This window comes from Sphingomonas sp. (genome assembly GCF_017744835.1).
Classification (GTDB): domain Bacteria; phylum Pseudomonadota; class Alphaproteobacteria; order Sphingomonadales; family Sphingomonadaceae; genus Sphingomonas.
The window spans coordinates 83,901-104,085 of the sequence record NZ_JAGIAM010000002.1 but is presented as its reverse complement, the minus strand read 5'-3'; the positions used below and the strand labels follow the sequence as shown (position 1 = coordinate 104,085).

Sequence of the window (20,185 nt, the reverse complement as noted above, 5' to 3'; positions counted from 1 at the left end):
GCGCTCAGCTGACCGCTTCGAGCACCGCCGCGCGCAGCTCCGGAATCCCCATGCCCTTTTCGCTCGACGTGGCGAGGATGTCGGGGTGGGCGGCGGGGCGCTTGCGTGCCTCGGTCTCGGTGCGTTCGCGGACTTCGGCCAGCTCGGTGGCCTTCACCTTGTCGGCCTTGGTCAGCACGACGCGATAGCTCACTGCGGCATCGTCGAGCATGTCGAGGATCTCGCGGTCGACGTCCTTGATGCCGTGGCGCGAATCGATCAGCACCAGCGCGCGCTTGAGCACGTGGCGCCCGCGCAGGAAGTCGTTGACCAGGTACCGCCACTTGCGGACCACGTCCTTGGGCGCCTTGGCGAAGCCATAGCCGGGCATGTCGACCAGCCGGAAGAGCAGGGGATCGCCCACGTCGAAGAAGTTGAGCTCCTGCGTCCGCCCCGGCGTCACCGAGGTGCGCGCCAGGCTGTTGCGGTTGGTGAGCGCGTTGAGAAGCGACGATTTGCCGACGTTCGACCGGCCCGCGAACGCGACCTCCGGCACCACCGGATTGGGCAGGTGCCGGAGCTCGGGCGCGGACTTCAGGAAGGCGACGGGCCCGGCGAAGACCTTGCGCGCCGCCTCGATCCGATCCTCGTCGAAGCCGCTCACTTCTTCGCCGCCGCGGGTTCCTTCTTCACCGGCTCGCGCAGCACCGGATGCTGGCGATAGAGCAGCCACTGCTGGCCGATCGTGAGCAGGTTCGAAGTGATCCAGTAGAGCTGCAGGCCGACGGCGAACGGCGCCATCAGGAACATCAGCATCCACGGCATGAACGCGAAGACCTGCTTCTGCACGTCGTCCATCGGCGCGGGGTTGAGCCGCATCTGGAAGAACATCGACACGCCGAGCAGGATCGGCACCACGCCGATCGCCAGGAAGTGCGGCGGCGTGAAGTCGAGCAGCCCGAACAGGTTGAGCGGCGTGAGCGGGTCGGGCGCCGAAAGGTCGCGGATCCAGCCGAAGAAGGGCTGGTGGCGCATTTCGATCGTCAGCAGCAGCACCTTGTAGAGCGCGAACATGATCGGCACCTGAAGGAGCATCGGCAGGCAGCCCGCGAGCGGGTTCACCTTCTCGTCCTTGTAGAGCTTCATGATCTCCTGCTGCTGGCGCTGCTTGTCCTCCTTCCAGCGCTCCTGGATCGCCTTCATCTTGGGCTGCACCGCGCGCATTTTCGCCATCGAGGCGAACTGGCGCTGGGCGATCGGAAAGAGCAGCAGGCGGATGGTGATCGTCAGCAGGATGATCGCCACGCCGAAATTGCCGACGAGGTGGAACAGCCAGTTGAGGTAGAAGAAGATCGGCTGCTCGATGATGCCGTACCAGCCCCAGTCGATCGCGCGGTCGAACTGCACGATCCCCAGCTCGCGCTGATAGGTCTCGAGCAGGTTCACCTGCTTGGCGCCGGCGAAGAAGTGGCTGGTGTAGGTGATCTTCTTGCCCGCCGGCACGGTGATCGGCTCGGCAAGCTGATAGTCCGCCTGGAAGCCGCCCGTCGGGGTGGTGCGATGCTGGATGCGCACGGCCAGACGCTGATCCGGGATCACTGCGGTCAGCCAGTAATGGTCGGTGAAGCCCGCCCAGCCGCCGACGGTGTCGAAGGGCTGACCCCCGGCCACGTCCTTGTAGTTGATGTAGTTGGCGGAACCGTTGGCGACGGCGATCGGGCCGACGTGCGCGGCCCATTGGTCGACGTCGGTCGACTTCTCGGCGCGCGTGACCAGCGCATAGGGCGTGACGGCGATCGGCGCGGCGCCCAGGTTGGCGACGCTGCGGCTGACCGTGAACATATAGTTCTCGTCGATCGCGATCTCGATGCGGAAGACCTGGCCCGTCGGGCTCTGCGCGGTCAGCGTCACCGGCGTGGTCGGAGTCAGCCTGGGGCCGCTCGTCTGCCAGATCGTGTCCGGCCCCGGCGCCTGGACGCCGGCGCCCTGCCAGCCGAACTGCGCGAAATAGGCGCCCGGCGCGCCGCCCGGCGAGAGCAGGCGGATCGGCGGCGAATTCTTGGCGATCGTCTCGGCGTAGCGCGTGAGCACCAGGTCATCGAGGCGCGCGCCCTTGAGGTTGATCGAGCCCTTGAGCGCGGGCGTGTCGATCGTGACGCGCGGCGTCTCGGCCAGCACGACCTGGCGGTCGCGCAATGCCTTGGCCGAATCGGCCGCGGGATCGGCGGCGGGGTTGGGCACCACCTGGGTCTTGCCGCCTTCGATCTTGGTCGGCGCGGGGGGCTGCTGCGGGAACACCCAGTGCATGATCTGCGGCCACCCGAACAGGATGAGCGCCGCGAGCAACGCAAAGATCAGGAAGTTCTTCTGGTCGTCTTTCACCGATGTTCCCCGGAAAGTCCCGTTCAAGGCACGGGATCGTAGCCGTGCCCGCCCCATGGATGGCAGCGGAGGATCCGCTTGGTGGCGAGCCACGCGCCCTTCGCAGCCCCATAGCGGCGAAGCGCCTCGATTGCATAGGCCGAACAGCTCGGGCTGTAGCGGCAGCTGGATGGCAGGATCAGCGACGGCCCGAGCTGCCAGGCGCGCGCGAGCAGGATCAGCAGGCGCGCGATCACTTGCGCACCCGCGCCAGCGCCTTCGCCAGCTCGGCCTTCAGGTCCGCATAAGGGCGCTCGATTCCCGAATTGCGCCCGATCAGCACATGATCGGCGCCGGGAATCCCTGCGACGGGCAGCACTTCGCGGGCGAGCGCGCGGAACCGGCGTTTCATCCGGTTGCGGATCACCGCGTTGCCGACCTTCTTGGATACGGTAATGCCGACCCGAATCGCCGGATCGGCATCGCCACGGTCGCGCACAATCAGGACGAAGCCGGGCATGGGAGCCCGCTTCCCCGCATTCGCCGCGAGATATTCCTTGCGCTGCGTGAGCCGCGCGAGCTGTACGGCAGTTACGCCGACAGCTTCTTGCGGCCGCGGGCGCGGCGGGCGCGGATCACGTTGCGGCCACCGGGGGTCGCCATCCGCGCGCGGAAGCCGTGCCGGCGCGCACGCACCAGGTTGCTCGGCTGAAAGGTCCGCTTCATCGCTCATCCTCGAGAATCTAGAAACTAAAAGGGCCGCCACAGGGACGGCCGCGTGTCGGGTGCCCATAGGGGCATGTTCGGCGCAAGTCAACGCATCCGATCCGCATTGCCCGACGCCGCCACCGCCGCTTCCTGCGCCCGCGCGCGGCGACGGCGCGAGCTCGGCCGGCGCAGCGCCATGTCGCTGTAGTGGCCCAGTTTCGGGTAGCGCTTGCACAGCCGGGCGAAGCGCTTGCGCGCCCAGGGCGAGTTGCGCAGCGCCAGCACGAGCCCGCCCGCGAAGACGAAGATTCCGCCGGGCCCGGGCAGCACGCCGAGCAGTGGCGCCGCCAGCATCAGGACGATTCCTAGGCCCAGCAGCATAGGGCGGAGCAGCTTGTGGCTCGAACGAAGCATGGCGGCGGATGTGGGGAGCGTGTGTTGCCTGTGCAAGACAGGGACAGCACGCTGGTCCGTTCCGGAGGCGATCCGTTCCACAACGGCCGAATCGCGCTATGCTCGTGCTCCGGGGGGATGGCGCATGGTCTCGAGCGTTTCGACGGTGGCCTATTTGGGGCTGGAGGCCCGCGCGGTCGAGGTGCAGTGCAGGCTGCTCCCCGGCGTCCCCAAGATCGTCGTCGTCGGCCTGCCCGACAAGGCAGTGGCCGAGAGCCGCGAGCGCGTGCGCGCCGCCATGGCCGCGATCGGCCTGTCGCTGCCGCCCAAGCACATCGTCCTCAACCTTTCGCCCGCCGACCTGCCGAAAGAGGGATCGCATTTCGATTTGGCGGTGGCGCTCGCGCTGCTCGGCGCGATGGGCGTCGTCGATGCCGAGACGCTGGCCGGCTATGTCGTGGTCGGCGAGCTCGCGCTCGATGGCCGGATCGCGCCTTCGCCCGGCGTGCTGCTCGCCGCGCTCCACGCGGCCGAGATCGGCAAGGGCCTCGTCTGCCCCGCGGCGCAGGGGCCGGAGGCAAGCTGGGCGGGGCAGGGCGAAGTGATCGCCGCGCCCGACCTCATCGGGCTGCTCAACCATTTCAAGGGCAACCAGCTGCTCCCGCCCGCGCCCGCCGGCGAAGCGGAAGAGCCCGCCCGCGGCCGCGACCTCGCCCAGGTCAAGGGGCAGGAGACCGCCAAGCGCGCGCTCGAGATCGCCGCCGCGGGCGGGCACAATATGCTGATGGTCGGGCCGCCCGGCGCGGGCAAGTCGCTGCTCGCCTCGTGCCTGCCCGGCATCCTGCCGTCGCTCGACGCAGCCGAGGCGCTCGAAGTCTCGATGGTCGGCTCGGTCGCGGGCACGCTCAACGGCGCGCGGCTGACGCGCACGCGCCCGTTCCGCTCGCCGCATCACTCCGCCTCGATGGCGGCGCTCACCGGCGGCGGGCTCAAGGTCAAGCCCGGCGAAGTCAGCATGGCGCATCTGGGCGTGCTGTTCCTCGACGAGCTTCCCGAATTCCAGCGCGCGGTGCTCGATTCGCTCCGCCAGCCGCTCGAGGCCGGCGTGGTCAGCGTCGCGCGCGCCAATGCGCATGTGACCTTCCCGGCGCGCGTCCAGCTCGTCGCGGCGATGAACCCGTGCCGCTGCGGCCACCTCGGCGACCCCGCGCTCGCCTGCGCCCGCGCCCCGCGCTGCGCCGCCGATTATCAGGCCAAGGTCTCGGGGCCCTTGATCGACCGCATCGACCTGCACGTCGAGGTCCAGCCGGTCACCGCCGCCGACCTCGTCCTCCCGCCGCCCGCCGAAGGCTCGGCCGAAGTCGCCGCGCGCGTCGCCCAAGCGCGCGCAATCCAGGCCGATCGCTACCGCGACGCCGCCGCCCGCACCAATGCCGAGGCCGATGGCGAGATCCTCACTGCCACTGCCGAGCCCGACGAACCCGGCCGCAAGCTCCTGGCCCAGGCCGCCGAAGCCATGCGCCTCTCCGCCCGCGGCTACACCCGCGTCCTCCGCGTCGCCCGCACCATTGCCGACCTTGCGGGCGCGGAGGGCGTGGGCCGCATCCATGTCGCCGAGGCACTGAGCTACCGCCGGCAAGCACCGCGGAGTTGAAGGCTCAAGGGCGCGCGCCGCTGGCTGCTTGCAATGTAGGACTTCGCCTGCTTGGCTGGCTGTCCGCGGGAACGGGCCGGCGGCGCTCTTTGGATTGGGAAAACAGAAAAACCCTGCGGAGGGTGCAAACTTTGTCCACTTCCGCCGGTGTCAACTTCCGCGCAGGCACGGGGTGGTCGCGTAATTTGCTTACGCGTGCGCGCAGCATTATTTCCGAAAACGCGGGAAAAGTGCGAAGCTAGGCCCCGATCGCCAGCATCGGCAGCATTTCCGCTTCCACGCGCACGCCGCTTGCAGCGCGCGCGCCCATCGTCTAGCCACACGCGCTCGCTGCCCCCGTGGCGAAATTGGTAGACGCATTCGACTCAAAATCGAACGCCGCAAGGCATGCTGGTTCGAGTCCGGCCGGGGGCACCATCTTCACGCGCTCGCCCGCATGAAGCTGCCGTTGCGGCCCTGTTCCCGATGCGACGAATCGATGTTAGCCTCCTGCGGAATGCGGGCGGCTGCCCGTCATGCTCGATAGGGGAGAGCAGGATGCAGGGTCGGGCACATGGGCGGTTCTGGGCGGTCGTTCTCGGCACCGCAGTACTGATTCCCGGGCTTGCCCATGCGCAGACCGCGTCGGAATCCGGCGATCAGAAGCAGGTCGTGGTCGAGGGCAAGCGGATGCCCGGTGCCGAGGCACCGCGTTCCGCCACCTGCGAAATGATGGCCCGCGATCCCTTTTATCAGGCGTTGTTCGCAGCGGCGGGTGGCCCTTTCCCGTTCCTGCCGACCCGGCTGCCGCGCGATCCCGATTACAGCGCGCCGCCCCTGGTGCCGCCGGGGTCGCCGCTTCCCGATCTCGCCAAGGCGCGATTCGGCGTGCGTGATGCGAATCTGCGGGAAATTGCCATCGAAAGCGCCCCGCCTCCCTTGAGCGAAGAGGGCGGGGCGGGGATCTCGATAGACGAAGCCAGCTTCGGCAATGCAGTCCAGGGCTGCCGCGCCGCGTTCGTCCGCGGTGGCGCGAGCACGGCCGGCTCCGCCGGATCGGGCTTCGTTCCAGCGAGCAGCAGCTGGTCCGAGAATGGCGCGTCCCAGTTCGATCCGGCCTCTCGAGCCGCTGCGGCGAACGGCCGTTACATCCAGGCACGCGCGGAAATCGCCGGCCGCGATACGACGCTGCCGATGGGGTTCGCGCTCTTCGATCAGCGTCGCTTCGCCGAATCGCTGGTCTGGTTCAAGAAGGCCGCCAGCAAGCTGACCCCGGCGGAGGGCGGGGACGAGGCGACCTTGTTCGTCGGCAAGCTCTATCTCCAGGGGCTGGGTGACAAGTCCGATCCGGTCGAGGCAGTGAAATGGCTGAAGAAGACGGCGGAATCGCCCTTCAATCCAGCCCGCGAGACGCCCTTGTTCGATCCCAGACGACCCGAGCTCAATACCGCGATGGGCGAGGCGAGCGTGATCCTCGCGAATCTCTACCGCAGCGGCTTCCGCGGCGTGGAGAAGGACCCGGAACAGGCACGCAAGTGGTATGCGCGCGCCTTCGAGGTAGGCCATGTCCCCGCCGCCAAGGTTCTCGGCGATCTTTACAACCACGGCATCGACGCGCCGCGCGATGTGAAGAAGGCGGTTTCCTGGTATCGCAAGGCTGCCAAGCTCAACTATCCGGCCGCCCAGTTCGCGCTCGCCGAGATCCTGTACATCGGCGGGAGCGGCGTGGCGCAGGATCGCAAGGAAGCGCTTGGCTGGTACCAGGCCGCGGCGCGCAACAATCACGGCGGCGGACTCTACGCACTGGGCCGGGCCTATGAGTTCGGTGAGGGCGTGAAGGCCGATCCGCAGCGCGCGCTCGGCTTCTACAAGTCCGCGGCGCTTCGGGGCAGCGCCGCGGCGCGCATGGCGCTCGGCACCTATTTCTACGAAGGCAAGCTCGTTCCCAAGGACGATGCCGCCGCGCGCCAATGGTTCGAAGCCGCGGCGAAGGGCGACGATCCAGAGGGCATGTTCAACCTCGGCGCGATGATGGCGCGGGGCGAGGGCGGGGCCAGGGACGTGCCCGGAGCCTGGGCCTGGCTGCGCCGCGCGGCAGGGCTCGGGAACGAGAATGCGCCGCGCGCGCTGGCCGCGCTCGAACGGCGGATGAGCCCTGCCGAGAAGCAGGCGGCATCCGCGCTGCTGACGCGTAAATAAAGGGCCACTGGGCAGGGGCTTTGCCCCCCGCGGCGCGCTGATGTACGCCTAAGCCGATGCGTATTTCCGATCCGACCGATGCGCTGGGCCAAGGGCTCGCCGCGATCCGCCAGCGGTTCGACGTGCCCGAGAGCTTCCCGCCGCAGGTCCTCGAAGCCGCCGAGGCGGCCGCCCTCCGCGTGCCTGCCGAGCATGTCGACCGCACCGCCATGCCCTTCGTCACGCTCGATCCGGCCAGCTCGACCGACCTCGACCAGGCCTTTGCGATCGAGACCAGCGGCGCCGATCTGCTGCTCCAATATGCGATCGCCGACGTCGCCTGGTTCGTGTCCGACGGCGATCCGATCGACCAGGAGGCGTGGAAGCGCGGCGGCACGCTCTATCTGCCCGACGGCAAGGCCGGCCTCTATCCGCGCGTGCTGAGCGAAGGCGCGGCGAGCCTGCTGCCCGACGGGCCCCGGCCCGCGGTGGTCTTCACCGTGCGCGTCGCGCCCGACGGCACGGCAAGCCTCGACGGCGTCGAGCGCGCATTGGTCCGCAGCCGCGCCAAGCTGGCCTATGACGGCGTGCGCGACGAAGACCTGCCCGCCGGCTTCGCCGAGCTTTCCGCGCGCGTCCAGGCCGCCGAGAATCGCCGCGGCGCCGCCCGCGTCGACCCGCCCGAGCAGGAAGTCGCGGCGCTCGGCGAGGGGCGCTACGAGCTGGTCTTCCGCCCGCGGCTGGTGTCGGAGGAGCGCAATGCCGCGCTCTCGCTCGCGACCAACATCGCCGTCGCCGAGGCGCTGCGCGCGCACCACACCGGGCTGTTCCGCACTATGGCGGAGCCCGATGCCCGCGGCGTGCGCCGGCTGCGCGAGACCGCCAAGGCCTTCGGCCTCGCCTGGCCCGCCACGGCGACGCTGGCCCAGTTCGAGCGCATGCTCGATCCCAAGGACCCGAAGCAGGCCGCCTTCATGCTCGCGATCCGGCGCGCCGGGAACGGCGCGGGCTATGAGCCGTACCGCGAAGGCGTGGTCCCCTGGCACGCGGCGGTCGCGGCGACCTATGCCCACGCCACCGCGCCGCTGCGCCGGCTGGCGGATCGCTACGTCGTGCGCGCCGCGCTCGCGGTCGCCAACGGCCAGCCGGTCCCCGCGGCGGTGCACGAGGCGTTCGAGAAGCTGCCCAAGGTGATGGACCGCGCCGACGCGATCGGCGGCAATATCGAGCGCGCAGTGATCGACCTCGCCGAGGCAGTGATGCTGCGCGGGAGCGTGGGCAAAGTCTTCACCGCGGTAGTCACCGACGTCGACGAGCGCGGCGTGCGGCTCCAGCTTCGCGACCTGCCGGTGGTGGCGCGGCTCGGGACCAACGGCGTCGAGCCCGGTGCCCAGCTTCAGGTACGGCTCGCGTCGGCGGACACCGTGCGTGGCGCGGTGCAATTCGAACGAGTCGAATAGGGCGGGCTGCAACCTTTCATTCCGTTCCGCATTCGATACGAAGGATCTGGTAACCGGGGAAGCAGCAGGACTTGGCAGAGGCGGACGCCTATCAGTTCAAGCCGCACGAGCGCCCCTTCATGCCCGGGTCGCCCGCCACACCCGATCACCCGATGCCGCGCCGCATCGGCTATGCGCTGATCGGGGTGCTGATCGCGCTCACCGCCGGCTTCGCCAACAGCCTGCTGGTCGCCAATCTCCAGCAGATCCAGGGCGCTTTGGGGATCACCAGCGTCGAGGCGAACTGGATCACCGGCGTCTATTCGATGACCAACGTCTGCGCGAGCTTCATGCTCATCAAGGTGCGTCAGCAGTTCGGGCTGCAGCGGGTGACCCGCTTTTTCCTGCTCGGCTTCGTGCTGCTCGCCGGCGTGCAGGTCTTCGTGCAGAGCTACCCCACCGAGATCATGGTCCGCGCGCTGACCGGCATCATCGCGAGCGGCTTCACGCCGCTCGGCTTCTTCTACATCATGCAGTCGCTGTCGGCGAAGGCGCGGCTGATGGGGATGATCCTCGGCATCGGCCTGTCGCAGGTGGCGCTGCCGCTCGCGCGCGTCTTCTCGCCGCTCCTGCTCGCCAGCGGCGACATCCAGAACCTCTACATCTTCGAGTTCGGGCTGGCGCTGCTCTGCCTCGGCTCGATCGCGCTGCTGCGGCTGCCGCCGAGCGAGCGCGCCCAGGTCTTCGAGCGCCTCGACTTCCTCACGCTCGCGCTGTTCGCGCCCGGCATGGCGCTGCTCACCGCCGTGCTGGTGCAGGGACGCACGGTCTGGTGGACGCAGCCATGGATCGGCTACGCCACTGCCGCTGCGATTGTGCTGATCGGCGCGGCGATGCTGGTCGAGCACAATCGCGCCAATCCGATGCTCAACACGCGCTGGATGCGCAGCGCGGCGATCCTGCGCTTCGCCGGCGTGGCGGCGACGATGCGCATCCTGCTCGCCGAGCAGAATTTCGGTTCGATCGCGCTGCTCCAGGTTACGGGAATGGGGCCTGAGCAGCTCGTGGGGCTCTTCGCCGTGGTGACCGGGGCGACGCTCGCCGGGCTGCTGCTCAGCCTGGTGCGGCTCGACACCAACGATCTGCTGCGGCCGGTCGTGGTCTCGATCACGCTGATCATGATCGCGGCCTTCATGGATGCCGATGCGACCAACCTCACGCGCCCGGCGAACCTCTACCTCAGCCAGGCGATCATGGGCTTCGCGGCAATCTATTTCCTGGGGTCGACGATGATGGTCGGCGTGCTGCGCGCGATGTCCAAGGGGCCGAGCCACATGGTCAGCTATTCGGCGGTGTTCGGCATCTCGCAGACCATTGGCGGGCTCGCCGGGAGCGCGGTACTGGGCACCTTCCAATATCTGCGAACGCGATACCATCTGCAGCAGCTCGCCTCGGGGATCGTGGCCACCGACCCGCAGGTCGCGGCGCGGCTCCAGCAGCTCGGCGGCGCCTATGGCCGCGTGCTCGGCGATCCCGCGCTGCGCCAGGCCGAAGGCGCGGTGCTGCTGACCCAGCAACTCACCCGCGAAGCGAACATCCTCGCGTACAACGACGTTTTCATGCTGATCGGCACGCTCGCTGCAATCGCGCTGGTGCTGGTCGGTGGCTTTTGGCTCTCGCTCAGGATCCGCGGGATCAATCCGCTGGCGGGCGAGCTGGCTGCGCTCCAGGCAATGAGGGCGAACAGGCAATGACCGACACGCGAGCCGCTCCTCCTTCTCCTCCCGCGCCCCCGCCGCCGGAGGCCCCGCCGCCTCCGCCGCCGCCTGCCGAACCGCAGGAGGGGACTCGCCTCGAGGACCCGATCGAGGCCAATGAGGACAGCGGCAAGGCAAAGGGCTGGGCGCCGCCGCGCAGCGGCCTTCGCGGCACGTTGCTGTTCATCGGCTTCCTGATCCTCGGCGCGCTGCTCGCGCTCTATGCCTGGAACCTGCCGCCGTTCACGCGCACCGTGCAGGTGACCGACAATGCCTATGTCCGCGGCCAGACCACGGTGATCGCGCCGCAGGTGAACGGCTATGTCACGCAGGTCTTCGTGCAGGACTTCCAGCAAGTGAAGCAGGGCCAGCCGCTCGCGCAGATCGACGACCGTATCTATCGCCAGCGCGTCCAGCAGGCGCAGGCGAATGTCTCGGCCCAGCTCGCCAATCTCAACAATTCGCAGCAGAGCCAGAATTCGAGCGAGGCGCAGGTCGCGGCGCAGGACGCCGCCGTCGCCAACGCGCGTGCCCAGCTTGCCCGCGCCCAGGCCGACATGCGCCGTGCCGCCGAGCTCACTGCGCAGGGCTCGCTGTCGCTGCGCGAGCGCGACCAGACCCTCGCCGCGCTCCGCCAGGCCGAAGCCGGCGTCCGGCAGGCCGAGGCGCAGCGCACGATCGCCCGCGAGCAGGTCCGCACCGTCACCGTGGGCCGCGGCGGGCTGCAGGCGGCAGTCGAGAATGCGCGCGCTGCGCTCCAGCTCGCCCAGATCGACTTGGCCAACACCGTGATCCGCGCGCCGCAGGACGGGCAGGTGAGCGAGATCGGCGTGCGGCTCGGCCAATATGTCGCGGCCGGCACCCAGCTGCTCTTCCTGGTGCCCAACAAGGTCTGGGTGGTTGCCAACTTCAAGGAAGCGCAAACCGCGCGCATGGCGCCGGGGCAGCGGGCGGCCGTGCATGTCGATGCGCTCGGCGGCGCCGGATTGTTCGGGCGCGTCGAGCAGATCGCGCCGGCGGCGGGAAGCGAGTTTGCCGTGATCCGGCCCGAGACCGGCACGGGCAATTTCGTCAAGGTGCCGCAGAGGATCGCGGTGCGGATCGCGCTCGATCCCGGACAGGAGCTTCTCCAGCGGCTGCGGCCGGGCATGTCGGTCGAGGCGAGCGTGGATACGCGCCAATGAAGCGGCTCGGCGCCGGAGCCCTGCTCGCGCTGCTCGCCTCGTGCGCGGGCCCGACTCCGCCCGTCCCGCCCCAGGCTGCGGTCGCGCCGCCAGCCGGTTGGCGCACCAGCCTGGGCCCGAATGCGCCGATCGATGCGCGCTGGTGGCAGGGCTTCGGCGACTCGGTGCTCTCGGGACTGGTCGAGCGCGCGCTGGCCAATAACGCCGACATCGCGCTCGCCGTGGCGCGCGTGCAGGAGGCGCGCGCGCAGGAGCGGCTGGCGCGCTCGCAGCTCTTCCCCTCGCTCGACCTTGGCGTGAGCGCCACCCATGGGCGCAGCGTCAGCGCGCTAGGAACGCCGTCCGAATCGACCACTCTACAGCCGGTGTTCCAGGCGGCCTATGAAGTCGACTTGTTCGGCCGGATCGGCGAGCAGGTGGAAGCCGCGCGCCAGAGCACCCGCGCGAGCGCCGCGGCGGCGGATGCGGCGCGGCTCGGCGTCGCGGCGGCCACCGCGAGCGGCTATCTCACGCTGCGCGGGCTCGACGAGCGGTTGCGCATCCTCCGCGTGACGCTCGCCTCGCGTACCGAGGCGCTGCGCATCGCCCGCAACCGCGCGCGGGTCGGCTATACCTCGCAGCTCGAGCTCCGCCAGGCCGAGGCCGAATATGAGGCCACTGCCCAGGGCGTGCCCCAGGCCGAGCTCGCCGTTTCGCGCCAGGAGAATGCGCTGAGCCTGTTGCTCGGCGAATCGCCACGCGCCGTCATGCGCGGCCTGGCGCTCGATCAGCTCGCACGTCCTCCGATCCCCGCCGGCCTGCCTTCGGACCTGCTGCGCCGCCGGCCTGACATCGCCCAGGCCGAGTTCACCCTCGCCGCTTCCGACGCCAATCTCGCCGCGGCGCGCGCGCAGTTTCTGCCGCAGGTACGGCTGACCGGCACGGCTGGAGCGGTGGTGTCGAGCGCGCTCGGCGATCCGATCGCGATCTGGTCGCTGGGCGGAAGCATCCTCGCGCCGCTGTTCAACGGCGGCCGGATCGCCGCGCAGGTCGACACGGCGGCCGCGCGCCGCGACCAGGCCGCATTCAGTTACCGCCGCACCGTGCTGACCGCCTTCCGCGAAGTGGAGGACAATCTCGCCGCGGTTCAGCGGCTGGCCGAGCAGCGCGCCCGGCTCGAGGCGCAGCGCATCGCGCTCGCCGAAGCGCTCCGCCATGCCACCAACCGCTACGACGCCGGCTATACTTCCTATCTAGAACAGCTCGACGCGCAGCGCGCCTTGCTCAATGCCGAGCTGAGCCTGGTCCAGGTCCAGGCGGACCAACTCAACGCGCTCGTTGCTCTCTACCAGGCGATGGGCGGCGGCTGGAGTCTGTCCTAGTTGTATCGACATTCATCTCCCTTTCCTTTCAGGGAGGGGAGCGCGTTACGCTATCGCGCCGCCCCGCGCATCCTGCGCGGCCAAAGGTCACACCAGGGTCACACTATCGCGGCGGTTCGAGCGGGGCCTGCCATCGGCCGATCCGGCGGGGCGATTCCGGAAGTCGACACGGCGGAAGTGGACAAAGTGGACACACCAACGCGGGCGCATGCGCGTGCGTACGTGCCTGCGCGCGTGCATGTGCGTGCGCGCGCGCGTGTGCGCGCGAGACGCCGATTATATTCAGATTGAGAAAGAGCGTTCCCGTTTTGTTTCAGGCCAAATCCTATTTTGCAAGCGGCAAGATCGTGCGCAGGGCGCCTGGGTTGTATGACATTCGTCTCCCCTCCCCAAAAGGGAGGGGAGCGGTAGGCTGAATGTCGATCGCCCTAGCCCTCCCCTGGTGGCGCCACCGACGCGCGGCGGACCAGCGTGGAGACGAACAGCGATGCCTCCGCCTCTTCGTCGCCCGGCTCGCCGACCAGCTTGAGTGCGGCGGCGCGCGCCATGGTGGCGATCGGCCAGCGCACCGTGGTCAGCGGCGGCCAGATGTGCGCCGCAATCGGCGTGTCGTCGAAGCCGATGATCGACAGGTCCTGCGGGACGTTCAGCCCGCGCTCGCGCGCGACGTGGAGCACGCCGGCGGCCATTTCGTCGTTGGACGAGAAGACTGCGGTGGGCGGCGGCGAAAGGTCGAGCAGCTGCTCGGCGGCGCGCATCCCCGATTCGAAGCGATAGTCGCCCGCCACCATCAGCGTGCGCTGGAGTGGCAGCCCGGCGGCCTCGATCGCTTCCTCATAGCCCTTCTGCCGCTCGAACGCCGAGCGGAAGCCGTGCGGGCCCATCACCAGCGCGATCCGGCGGTGCCCCGCGGCGATCAGATGGCCGACTGCGCCGCGCACCGCCTCGCGGTCGTTGGACGCGACCATGTGCGGCCCTTCGGCGAAAGGCGCCGAGCCCATGCGGACATAGCGGCACCCGATCTGCTCGCAGAGCTGGGCGAGATGCTCATTCTCGGAGATCGGCGGCAGGATCATCACGCCATAGGGCCGCTGACGCTCGAGGAACTGTCCCAGCTTCTCGAGCATCGTCGGGGAGCCGCGGTCGACCGGGTGGACGATCAGCTCGAATTCGGTGTCGCGCAGCACTTCCAGCAGGCCCTGCTGGACGTTGAGCACCATCTGCGCATTGGGATTGTCGTGGATCAGCGCGATCAGGAAGTTGCGCCGCAGCGCCAGCGCGCGAGCCTGCGGGTTGGGGACATAGCCCAGGTTCGCGATGACTTCCTCGACGCGCCGCCGCGTGTCGCCGTTGAGCAGCGGCGACCGGTTGATCACCCGGCTGACGGTCTTCTTCGAAACGCCGGCGATACGCGCCACGTCGTTTATGGTGGGCTGTGCAGAGCGCTTCATCATCCGACACATAACCCGCCCGGAGCGCGCCGCCAACTGGCGCGGCGATGCGGGCTTGTGGTGAGCCCCGTTTGGGCGATACCGGTGTCAAAAAAGAGGGTGTCGGATGCTGATCAGAACGGGCCGCCGCGGGTTGCTGCAGACTGCTGCTATCGGAGGTGCGGGGCTGCTGCTGCCTCGCGCGGCCCGGGCGGCAGGAGACCCCTGGGACCGCGCCACGATGATCGCGCGGACCGTTCGACCACCGGTCTTTCCGGCGCGCAGCTTCCGGATCACCGACTTCGGCGCGCGCGGCGACGGAACCACACTCAACACCGACGCGATCGCGCGGGCGATCGCCGCCTGCGCCGCGGCCGGCGGGGGCAGGGTGCTGGTGCCCGCGGGCGATTTCGTCACCGGAGCGGTGCACCTCAAGTCCAATGTCGAGCTGCACCTGGTCGAAGGCGCGACGCTGCGCTTCAGCACCGATCCCGCGCATTATCCGATGGTCTTCACGCGCTGGGAGGGGATCGAACTGATCAACTATTCGCCCCTGATCTATGCCTATAAGGCCAGGAACATCGCGGTCACGGGCAAGGGCACGCTCGACGGGCAGGGCAGCGCGCAGCATTGGTGGTCGTGGAAGGGCCCCTGGGGTGGCACCACCGAGCATGGTTGGCGTGAGGGGCTCCCGAACCAGCGGCCGGCACGCGCCCGGCTCTTCCAGATGGCCGAGGACCGCGTGCCCGTGGAGAAGCGCGTGTTCGGTCCCGGAAGCTATCTGCGCCCACCGTTCATCCAGCCCTATCTGTGCGAGAATGTGCTGATCGAGGGCGTGCGCATCCGCAATTCGCCCTTCTGGAACGTCCATCCGGTGCTCTGCCGCAACGTCACGCTGCGCGGGCTCGACATCTTCGGGCACGGTCCGAACAACGACGGCACCGATCCGGAGTCGGTCGACATGATGCTGATCGAGGATTGCACCTTCGACACCGGCGACGATTGCATCGCAGTCAATTCGGGCCGCAACGAGGACGGCCGCCGCATCGGTGTGCCCTCGCAGAACATCCTGATCCGCAACTGCCGGATGAAGGAGGGGCATGGCGGCATCACGGTCGGCTCGCAGATCTCGGGCGGCGCGCGCTGGGTGTTCGCCGAGAGGTGCCGGCTGGACAGCCCCGAGCTCTCCTATGCGATCCGTTTCAAGAACAATGCGCTGCGCGGCGGCCTGCTCGAGCATTTCTATTACCGCGACCTCGACGTGGGCCAGGTCAGCCAGGCCGCGATCGCGTGCGACTTCAATTATGAGGAAGGGGCGAACGGCCGCTTCAAGCCGATCCTTCGCGACATCCGGATCGAGCGGCTGCGCGCCACCGGCGCGGTGCGCGTGCTCGACAGCCAAGGGCTTCCCGGCGCGCCGGTGACGGACATCACGCTCCGCGACTGCAGCTTCGACGGCGTCACCCAGCCCAGCGTGATCCGCCACACCGAGCGGCTGGCGCTCGACAATGTGCGGGTCAACGGTGCGGTCGTGCGGTCGCTGTCCTAGTCGCCCAACTGCGCCTTCTGCAGCGCTTCGACCGCGAGCGAGCGCTTGAGGATGCGCGAGGCCGGATCGACCACTACATGCGCACCCTCGGGCACGGCCAGGCTGCCGCGCCCGCCCGTCATCGGCACGGTCTGCAGCTTGCCATCGACTTCGACTTCGACCGGCAGCGGGAAGGGCTTGTCGCCGGGCGTCTTCCAGCTGAGTTCGAGCCGATTGCCGGTCCGCGTCTCGACCAGCTCGGGAAGCGCGGCCTCGCGCAGATAGACGTCGAAGAACCAGCCGAGATCCTTGCCGGTCACCTCGTTGACGATGCCGATATATTCCGGGGTCGTGCTGAAGCGCGGCTGGAAGTTACCCGGCTTCGGATCGGGCCGGCCATAGACCAGCCGCCGAGTGACTTCCCAGAAATCCTTGTCGCCGATCAGGTTGCGTAGCGTGTGGAGCACCCAGGCGCCCTTGACGTAGATGTCGCCGGCAGGACCGCCCAGCTCCTCCTGATAGACCTGCTCCTCGGTCATGATTTGCCCGCGGACGATCGGCGCCTGGTTGCGGATCTGGTTGCGGAAATCGTCCATCATCGAGGCGTAGCGCGCCTCGCCTTCGCGCCAGCGGCCGTAGAGCGGCTGCATATACTGGGCATAGCCCTCGTGGAGCCAGTAATCGTCCCAGTTCGCAGCGGACATCTGGTTGCCGAACCATTCGTGCGCCAGCTCGTGTTGGAAGATCTCGTCGAAGCCGCTCGCCGTCTTCTTGTAGTTGTTGCCATAGGCGTTGATCGTCTGGTGCTCCATGCCCAGGTGCGGCGTCTCGACCACGCCCAGCTTCTCGTCGTGCCAGGGATAGGGGCCGATCATCGCCTCGAAGAAGTCGAGCGCGGGCCCGAACTCGGCGAACAGCGCCTGCGCCTTCGCCTCGCGTCCGGGCAGGTACCAATAGGTCATCGGGATGCGCGGGCCGAAGCGGCTCGCATAGGTGCCCGTCACCTCCTTGTACGGCGCGATGTTGAGCGCGACCGAATAGGGATTGGGGCTGCGCGCCTGCCAGTGCCAGGTCGTCCGCCCGTCGGCGAGCGTGTCGACCTTGCGGAGCAGGCCGTTCGAGGGAGCGGACAGGCCCTTGGGCACGGTGATGTGCAGATCGACGCTGCCGGGCTCGCCCGCGGGAAAATCGAGGCACGGCCAGAACAGGTCGCAGCCATAGCCCTCGGCGGTGGTCGCCACCCAGGGTTTGCCGTCGGGCGTCGTGCTCCAGACGATCCCATCATCCCAGGGCGCACGGACCGCGACGTGCGGCGTGCCGCCATAGACGATTCGCACCACGGCCTTGCTGCCGGCCCCCAGCGGTCGGGGCAGGGCGATCGCGATCCGTCCCTCCGGGTTCGACCAGGCACCCCTCTGGAGCGCGACGCCATCGACGCTGACCGCGCTCACCGGCAGGTTCTTGTCGAGGTCGACCAGCAGTCGTGTCTGCGGGGCGCTGGTGGCGAGCGTCAGCGTCGCAGTGCCCTGAAGGCGCTGAGTCGCGGGGAAGACTTCGATCGCGAGGTCGACATGCTCGAGCCGCAGCGCCGCGCGCTCGGCGTCGATCGGCCCGCCTGAAGCCTGAGTCGTCGCAGTGATCGGCGGTTCGCCGGGCTTGACGGTCTGGCCGAGCGCCGGCGCGGCGGCGAGCGCCGAGGCGGCGAGAAGCAGATGGCGGATGAAGACCTCCCTGGAACCTGTGCGGGGCGTGAATCCTTCACCCCGATTGATGCGGCCGGCATTGGGCCCATATATAGTGGAAGCAAGGGCCCTGAAGGGCCGACCCGGAGTTTTCATGAAGCAGTCTTATCCCGTCCTGCCGCTTCGCGACATCGTCGTCTTCCCGCACATGATCGTGCCGCTCTTCGTCGGGCGCGACAAGTCGGTGGCGGCGCTGGAAGCCGCGATGGCCGACGACAAGGAGATCTTCCTCGTCGCACAGCTCGATCCCGCCGAGGACGATCCCGGCCGCGAGGACCTTTACGACACCGGCGTCTCGGCCGAAGTGCTCCAGCTGCTCAAGCTGCCCGACGGTACGGTGCGCGTGCTGGTCGCGGGCAAGGAACGCGGGACGCTCGATTCGGTCGAGGAGACCGGCAGCTATCTCACCGCCACGGTGAGCCCCGTCGAGGAAGCGCCTGCCGACGGCGCCGAGGTCCAGGCGCTGATGCGCTCGGTGGTCGAGCAGTTCGAGAACTACGCCAAGCTCAACCGCAAGCTGCCCGCCGAGACCGCGGTCCAGCTTGCCGAACTCGACGAAGCGTCGCGCCTGGCGGACGCGGTTGCCGCCAACATCGCGGTCAAGGTCGCCGACAAGCAGTCGCTGCTCGTCGAGAAGGATCCCCAGAAGCGCCTCGAGATGGTGTTCGCCTTCATGGAGGGCGAGCTCGGCGTGCTGCAGGTCGAGAAGAAGATTCGCAGTCGCGTGAAGCGCCAGATGGAGAAGACCCAGCGCGAATATTACCTCAACGAGCAGCTCAAGGCGATCCAGCGCGAGCTGGGCAACGAGGGCGAGGAAGGCGAGGGCGACGAAGTCGCCGAGCTGACTCAGAAGATTGCCACGCTCAAGCTCTCGAAGGAAGCGCGCGCAAAGGCCCAGTCCGAGCTCAAGAAGCTCAAGACCATGGCGCCGATGAGCGCCGAGGCCACCGTGGTGCGCAACTATCTGGACGTGCTGCTGGGGCTGCCCTGGGGCAAGAAGTCGAAGCTCAAGAAGGACATCGCCGAGGCGCAGGGCGTTCTCGACGAGGATCATTACGCGCTGGAGAAGGTCAAGGACCGGATCGTCGAATATCTCGCGGTCCAGGCCCGTACCAACAAGCTGAAGGGGCCGATCCTGTGCCTCGTCGGCCCTCCCGGCGTGGGCAAGACCTCGCTCGGCAAGTCCATCGCCAAGGCGACGGGGCGCGAGTTCATCCGCCAGTCGCTGGGCGGCGTGCGCGACGAGGCGGAGATCCGCGGCCACCGGCGCACCTACATCGGCTCGCTGCCGGGCAAGATCGTGTCGAACCTCAAAAAGGCCGGCACCAGCAACCCGCTGTTCCTGCTCGACGAAATCGACAAGCTCGGTCAGGATTTCCGCGGCGATCCCGCCTCGGCGCTGCTCGAGGTGCTCGACCCCGAGCAGAACAACAAGTTCAACGACCATTATCTCGAGATCGACATCGATCTTTCGGATGTGATGTTCGTGTGCACCGCGAACTCGCTCAACCTGCCGCAGCCGCTGCTCGATCGCATGGAGATCATCCGGCTCGAAGGCTATACCGAGGATGAGAAGGTCGAGATCGCCGAGCGCCACCTGATCGAGAAGCAGATCGACGCGCATGGCCTCAAGGACGGCGAGTTCACGCTCACCAACGAGGGGCTGCGCGACCTGATCCGCTATTACACGCGGGAGGCGGGCGTCCGCACGCTCGAGCGCGAGATCGCCAAGCTCGCGCGCAAGGCGCTGCGCAAGATCCTGGAGGGCAAGGAGACCTCGGTCACCGTCACGCCCGAGAACCTCCACGAATATGCCGGCGTGCGTAAGTATCGCTTCGGCGTGGGCGAAGAGGAGCATCAGATCGGCGCGGTCACCGGCCTGGCCTGGACCGAAGTGGGCGGCGAGCTGCTCACCATCGAGAGCGTCACCGTTCCCGGCAAGGGCGCGATCAAGACCACCGGCAAGCTGGGCGACGTGATGAAGGAATCGGTCGAGGCCGCGTTCAGCTTCGTCAAGGCGCGTAGCCCCAGCTACGGGATCAAGCCGAGCCTGTTCCAGCGCAAGGACATCCACGTCCATCTGCCCGAAGGCGCGGTGCCCAAGGACGGTCCCTCGGCCGGCATCGGGCTCGTGACTTCGCTCGTCTCGACGCTCACCGGCGTCGCGGTGCGCAAGGACGTGGCGATGACCGGCGAAGTGACGCTGCGTGGCCGCGTGCTGCCGATCGGCGGTCTGAAGGAAAAGCTGCTCGCGGCGCTGCGCGGCGGTATCAAGACGGTGCTGATCCCGACCGAGAATGAGAAGGACCTGGCCGAAATACCCGCGAACATTCGCGAGGGGCTGGAGATCATTCCGGTCGCCCATGTCGATGAAGTGCTGCGCCTCGCGCTCACCGAGCCGCTCAGCGCGATCGACTGGACCGATGCCGACGAGCTGGCGGCCCAGCCGCCTGCGCCGGTGCCGGGAATCGGCGACGCCGTCCATCATTGAG

At 68.4% G+C, this 20,185-nt stretch carries 15 protein-coding genes, 1 tRNA gene and 1 pseudogene; 9 read left to right on the top strand and 8 right to left on the bottom strand.

The window, feature by feature from the left end; translation table 11 throughout:
- Positions 1–4 precede the first annotated feature (4 nt).
- From yihA to J7500_RS06510, 6 genes and pseudogenes are all read right to left on the bottom strand, one after another.
- Positions 5–643 (bottom strand): ribosome biogenesis GTP-binding protein YihA/YsxC, encoded by a 639-nt coding sequence (gene yihA, locus J7500_RS06535; RefSeq protein ID WP_294060806.1) that lies wholly within the window; start codon positions 641–643, stop codon positions 5–7.
- Positions 640–2,361, bottom strand: coding sequence for a membrane protein insertase YidC (gene yidC / locus J7500_RS06530; protein ID WP_294060805.1), 1,722 nt, complete (start codon positions 2,359–2,361; stop codon positions 640–642). The genes yihA and yidC overlap by 4 nt, the downstream gene beginning before the upstream one ends.
- Before the next feature lie 23 nt (positions 2,362–2,384).
- Positions 2,385–2,597 carry a membrane protein insertion efficiency factor YidD gene (yidD, locus tag J7500_RS06525; RefSeq protein WP_294060803.1) on the bottom strand — a complete coding sequence of 71 codons (213 nt, stop codon included), beginning with the start codon at positions 2,595–2,597 and terminating at the stop codon, positions 2,385–2,387.
- A pseudogene (gene rnpA / locus J7500_RS06520) lies at positions 2,594–2,905 on the bottom strand (ribonuclease P protein component); the annotation flags it as partial. The pseudogene rnpA and the gene yidD, both read right to left, overlap by 4 nt.
- Positions 2,906–2,931: 26 nt before the next feature.
- Positions 2,932–3,066 (bottom strand): 50S ribosomal protein L34, encoded by a 135-nt coding sequence (gene rpmH, locus J7500_RS06515; protein ID WP_010545931.1) that lies wholly within the window; start codon positions 3,064–3,066, stop codon positions 2,932–2,934.
- An 87-nt stretch (positions 3,067–3,153) separates the two neighbouring features.
- Positions 3,154–3,402, bottom strand: a complete 249-nt coding sequence (locus tag J7500_RS06510; RefSeq protein WP_294060802.1) for a hypothetical protein — start codon at positions 3,400–3,402, stop codon at positions 3,154–3,156.
- Positions 3,403–3,586: 184 nt separating this feature from the next.
- On the opposite strand from J7500_RS06510, the gene J7500_RS06505 reads away from it, so the two are divergent.
- The 7 genes from J7500_RS06505 to J7500_RS06475 all read left to right on the top strand — a co-directional run bounded on the left by J7500_RS06505 (position 3,587) and on the right by J7500_RS06475 (position 12,993).
- Complete coding sequence (locus J7500_RS06505; protein ID WP_294060801.1) at positions 3,587–5,095, top strand: YifB family Mg chelatase-like AAA ATPase; 1,509 nt, start codon at positions 3,587–3,589, stop codon at positions 5,093–5,095.
- Positions 5,096–5,427: 332 nt separating this feature from the next.
- Positions 5,428–5,512: transfer RNA gene (locus J7500_RS06500), tRNA-Leu, on the top strand.
- A 120-nt stretch (positions 5,513–5,632) separates the two neighbouring features.
- Positions 5,633–7,273, top strand: coding sequence for a tetratricopeptide repeat protein (locus J7500_RS06495; RefSeq protein WP_294060799.1), 1,641 nt, complete (start codon positions 5,633–5,635; stop codon positions 7,271–7,273).
- Between the two features lie 56 nt (positions 7,274–7,329).
- On the top strand, positions 7,330–8,712 hold the full coding sequence (locus J7500_RS06490) for an RNB domain-containing ribonuclease (protein WP_294060798.1): 1,383 nt from the start codon (positions 7,330–7,332) through the stop codon (positions 8,710–8,712).
- A gap of 71 nt (positions 8,713–8,783) precedes the next feature.
- Positions 8,784–10,445 (top strand): MFS transporter, encoded by a 1,662-nt coding sequence (locus J7500_RS06485; protein WP_294060797.1) that lies wholly within the window; start codon positions 8,784–8,786, stop codon positions 10,443–10,445.
- Complete coding sequence (locus J7500_RS06480; protein ID WP_294060795.1) at positions 10,442–11,632, top strand: HlyD family secretion protein; 1,191 nt, start codon at positions 10,442–10,444, stop codon at positions 11,630–11,632. Before J7500_RS06485 ends, J7500_RS06480 begins: the two co-directional genes overlap by 4 nt.
- Complete coding sequence (locus tag J7500_RS06475) at positions 11,629–12,993, top strand: efflux transporter outer membrane subunit (protein WP_294060793.1); 1,365 nt, start codon at positions 11,629–11,631, stop codon at positions 12,991–12,993. Before J7500_RS06480 ends, J7500_RS06475 begins: the two co-directional genes overlap by 4 nt.
- Before the next feature lie 428 nt (positions 12,994–13,421).
- On the opposite strand, the gene J7500_RS06470 is transcribed toward J7500_RS06475, so the two are convergent.
- On the bottom strand, positions 13,422–14,444 hold the full coding sequence (locus tag J7500_RS06470) for a LacI family DNA-binding transcriptional regulator (protein WP_294060792.1): 1,023 nt from the start codon (positions 14,442–14,444) through the stop codon (positions 13,422–13,424).
- Positions 14,445–14,550: 106 nt separating this feature from the next.
- Here J7500_RS06470 and J7500_RS06465 point away from each other — a divergent pair, with 106 nt between their 5' ends.
- Positions 14,551–15,972, top strand: a complete 1,422-nt coding sequence (locus J7500_RS06465) for a glycoside hydrolase family 28 protein (RefSeq protein WP_294060790.1) — start codon at positions 14,551–14,553, stop codon at positions 15,970–15,972.
- Here the strand turns inward: J7500_RS06465 and J7500_RS06460 are convergent.
- Positions 15,969–17,789, bottom strand: coding sequence for a M1 family metallopeptidase (locus tag J7500_RS06460; protein WP_294060789.1), 1,821 nt, complete (start codon positions 17,787–17,789; stop codon positions 15,969–15,971). The genes J7500_RS06465 and J7500_RS06460 overlap by 4 nt on opposite strands.
- Here J7500_RS06460 and lon point away from each other — a divergent pair.
- Positions 17,788–20,184 carry an endopeptidase La gene (gene lon / locus J7500_RS06455; protein WP_294060788.1) on the top strand — a complete coding sequence of 799 codons (2,397 nt, stop codon included), beginning with the start codon at positions 17,788–17,790 and terminating at the stop codon, positions 20,182–20,184. The two genes, J7500_RS06460 and lon, sit on opposite strands and share 2 nt — an antisense overlap.
- The last annotated feature ends 1 nt before the right edge of the window (position 20,185 follow it).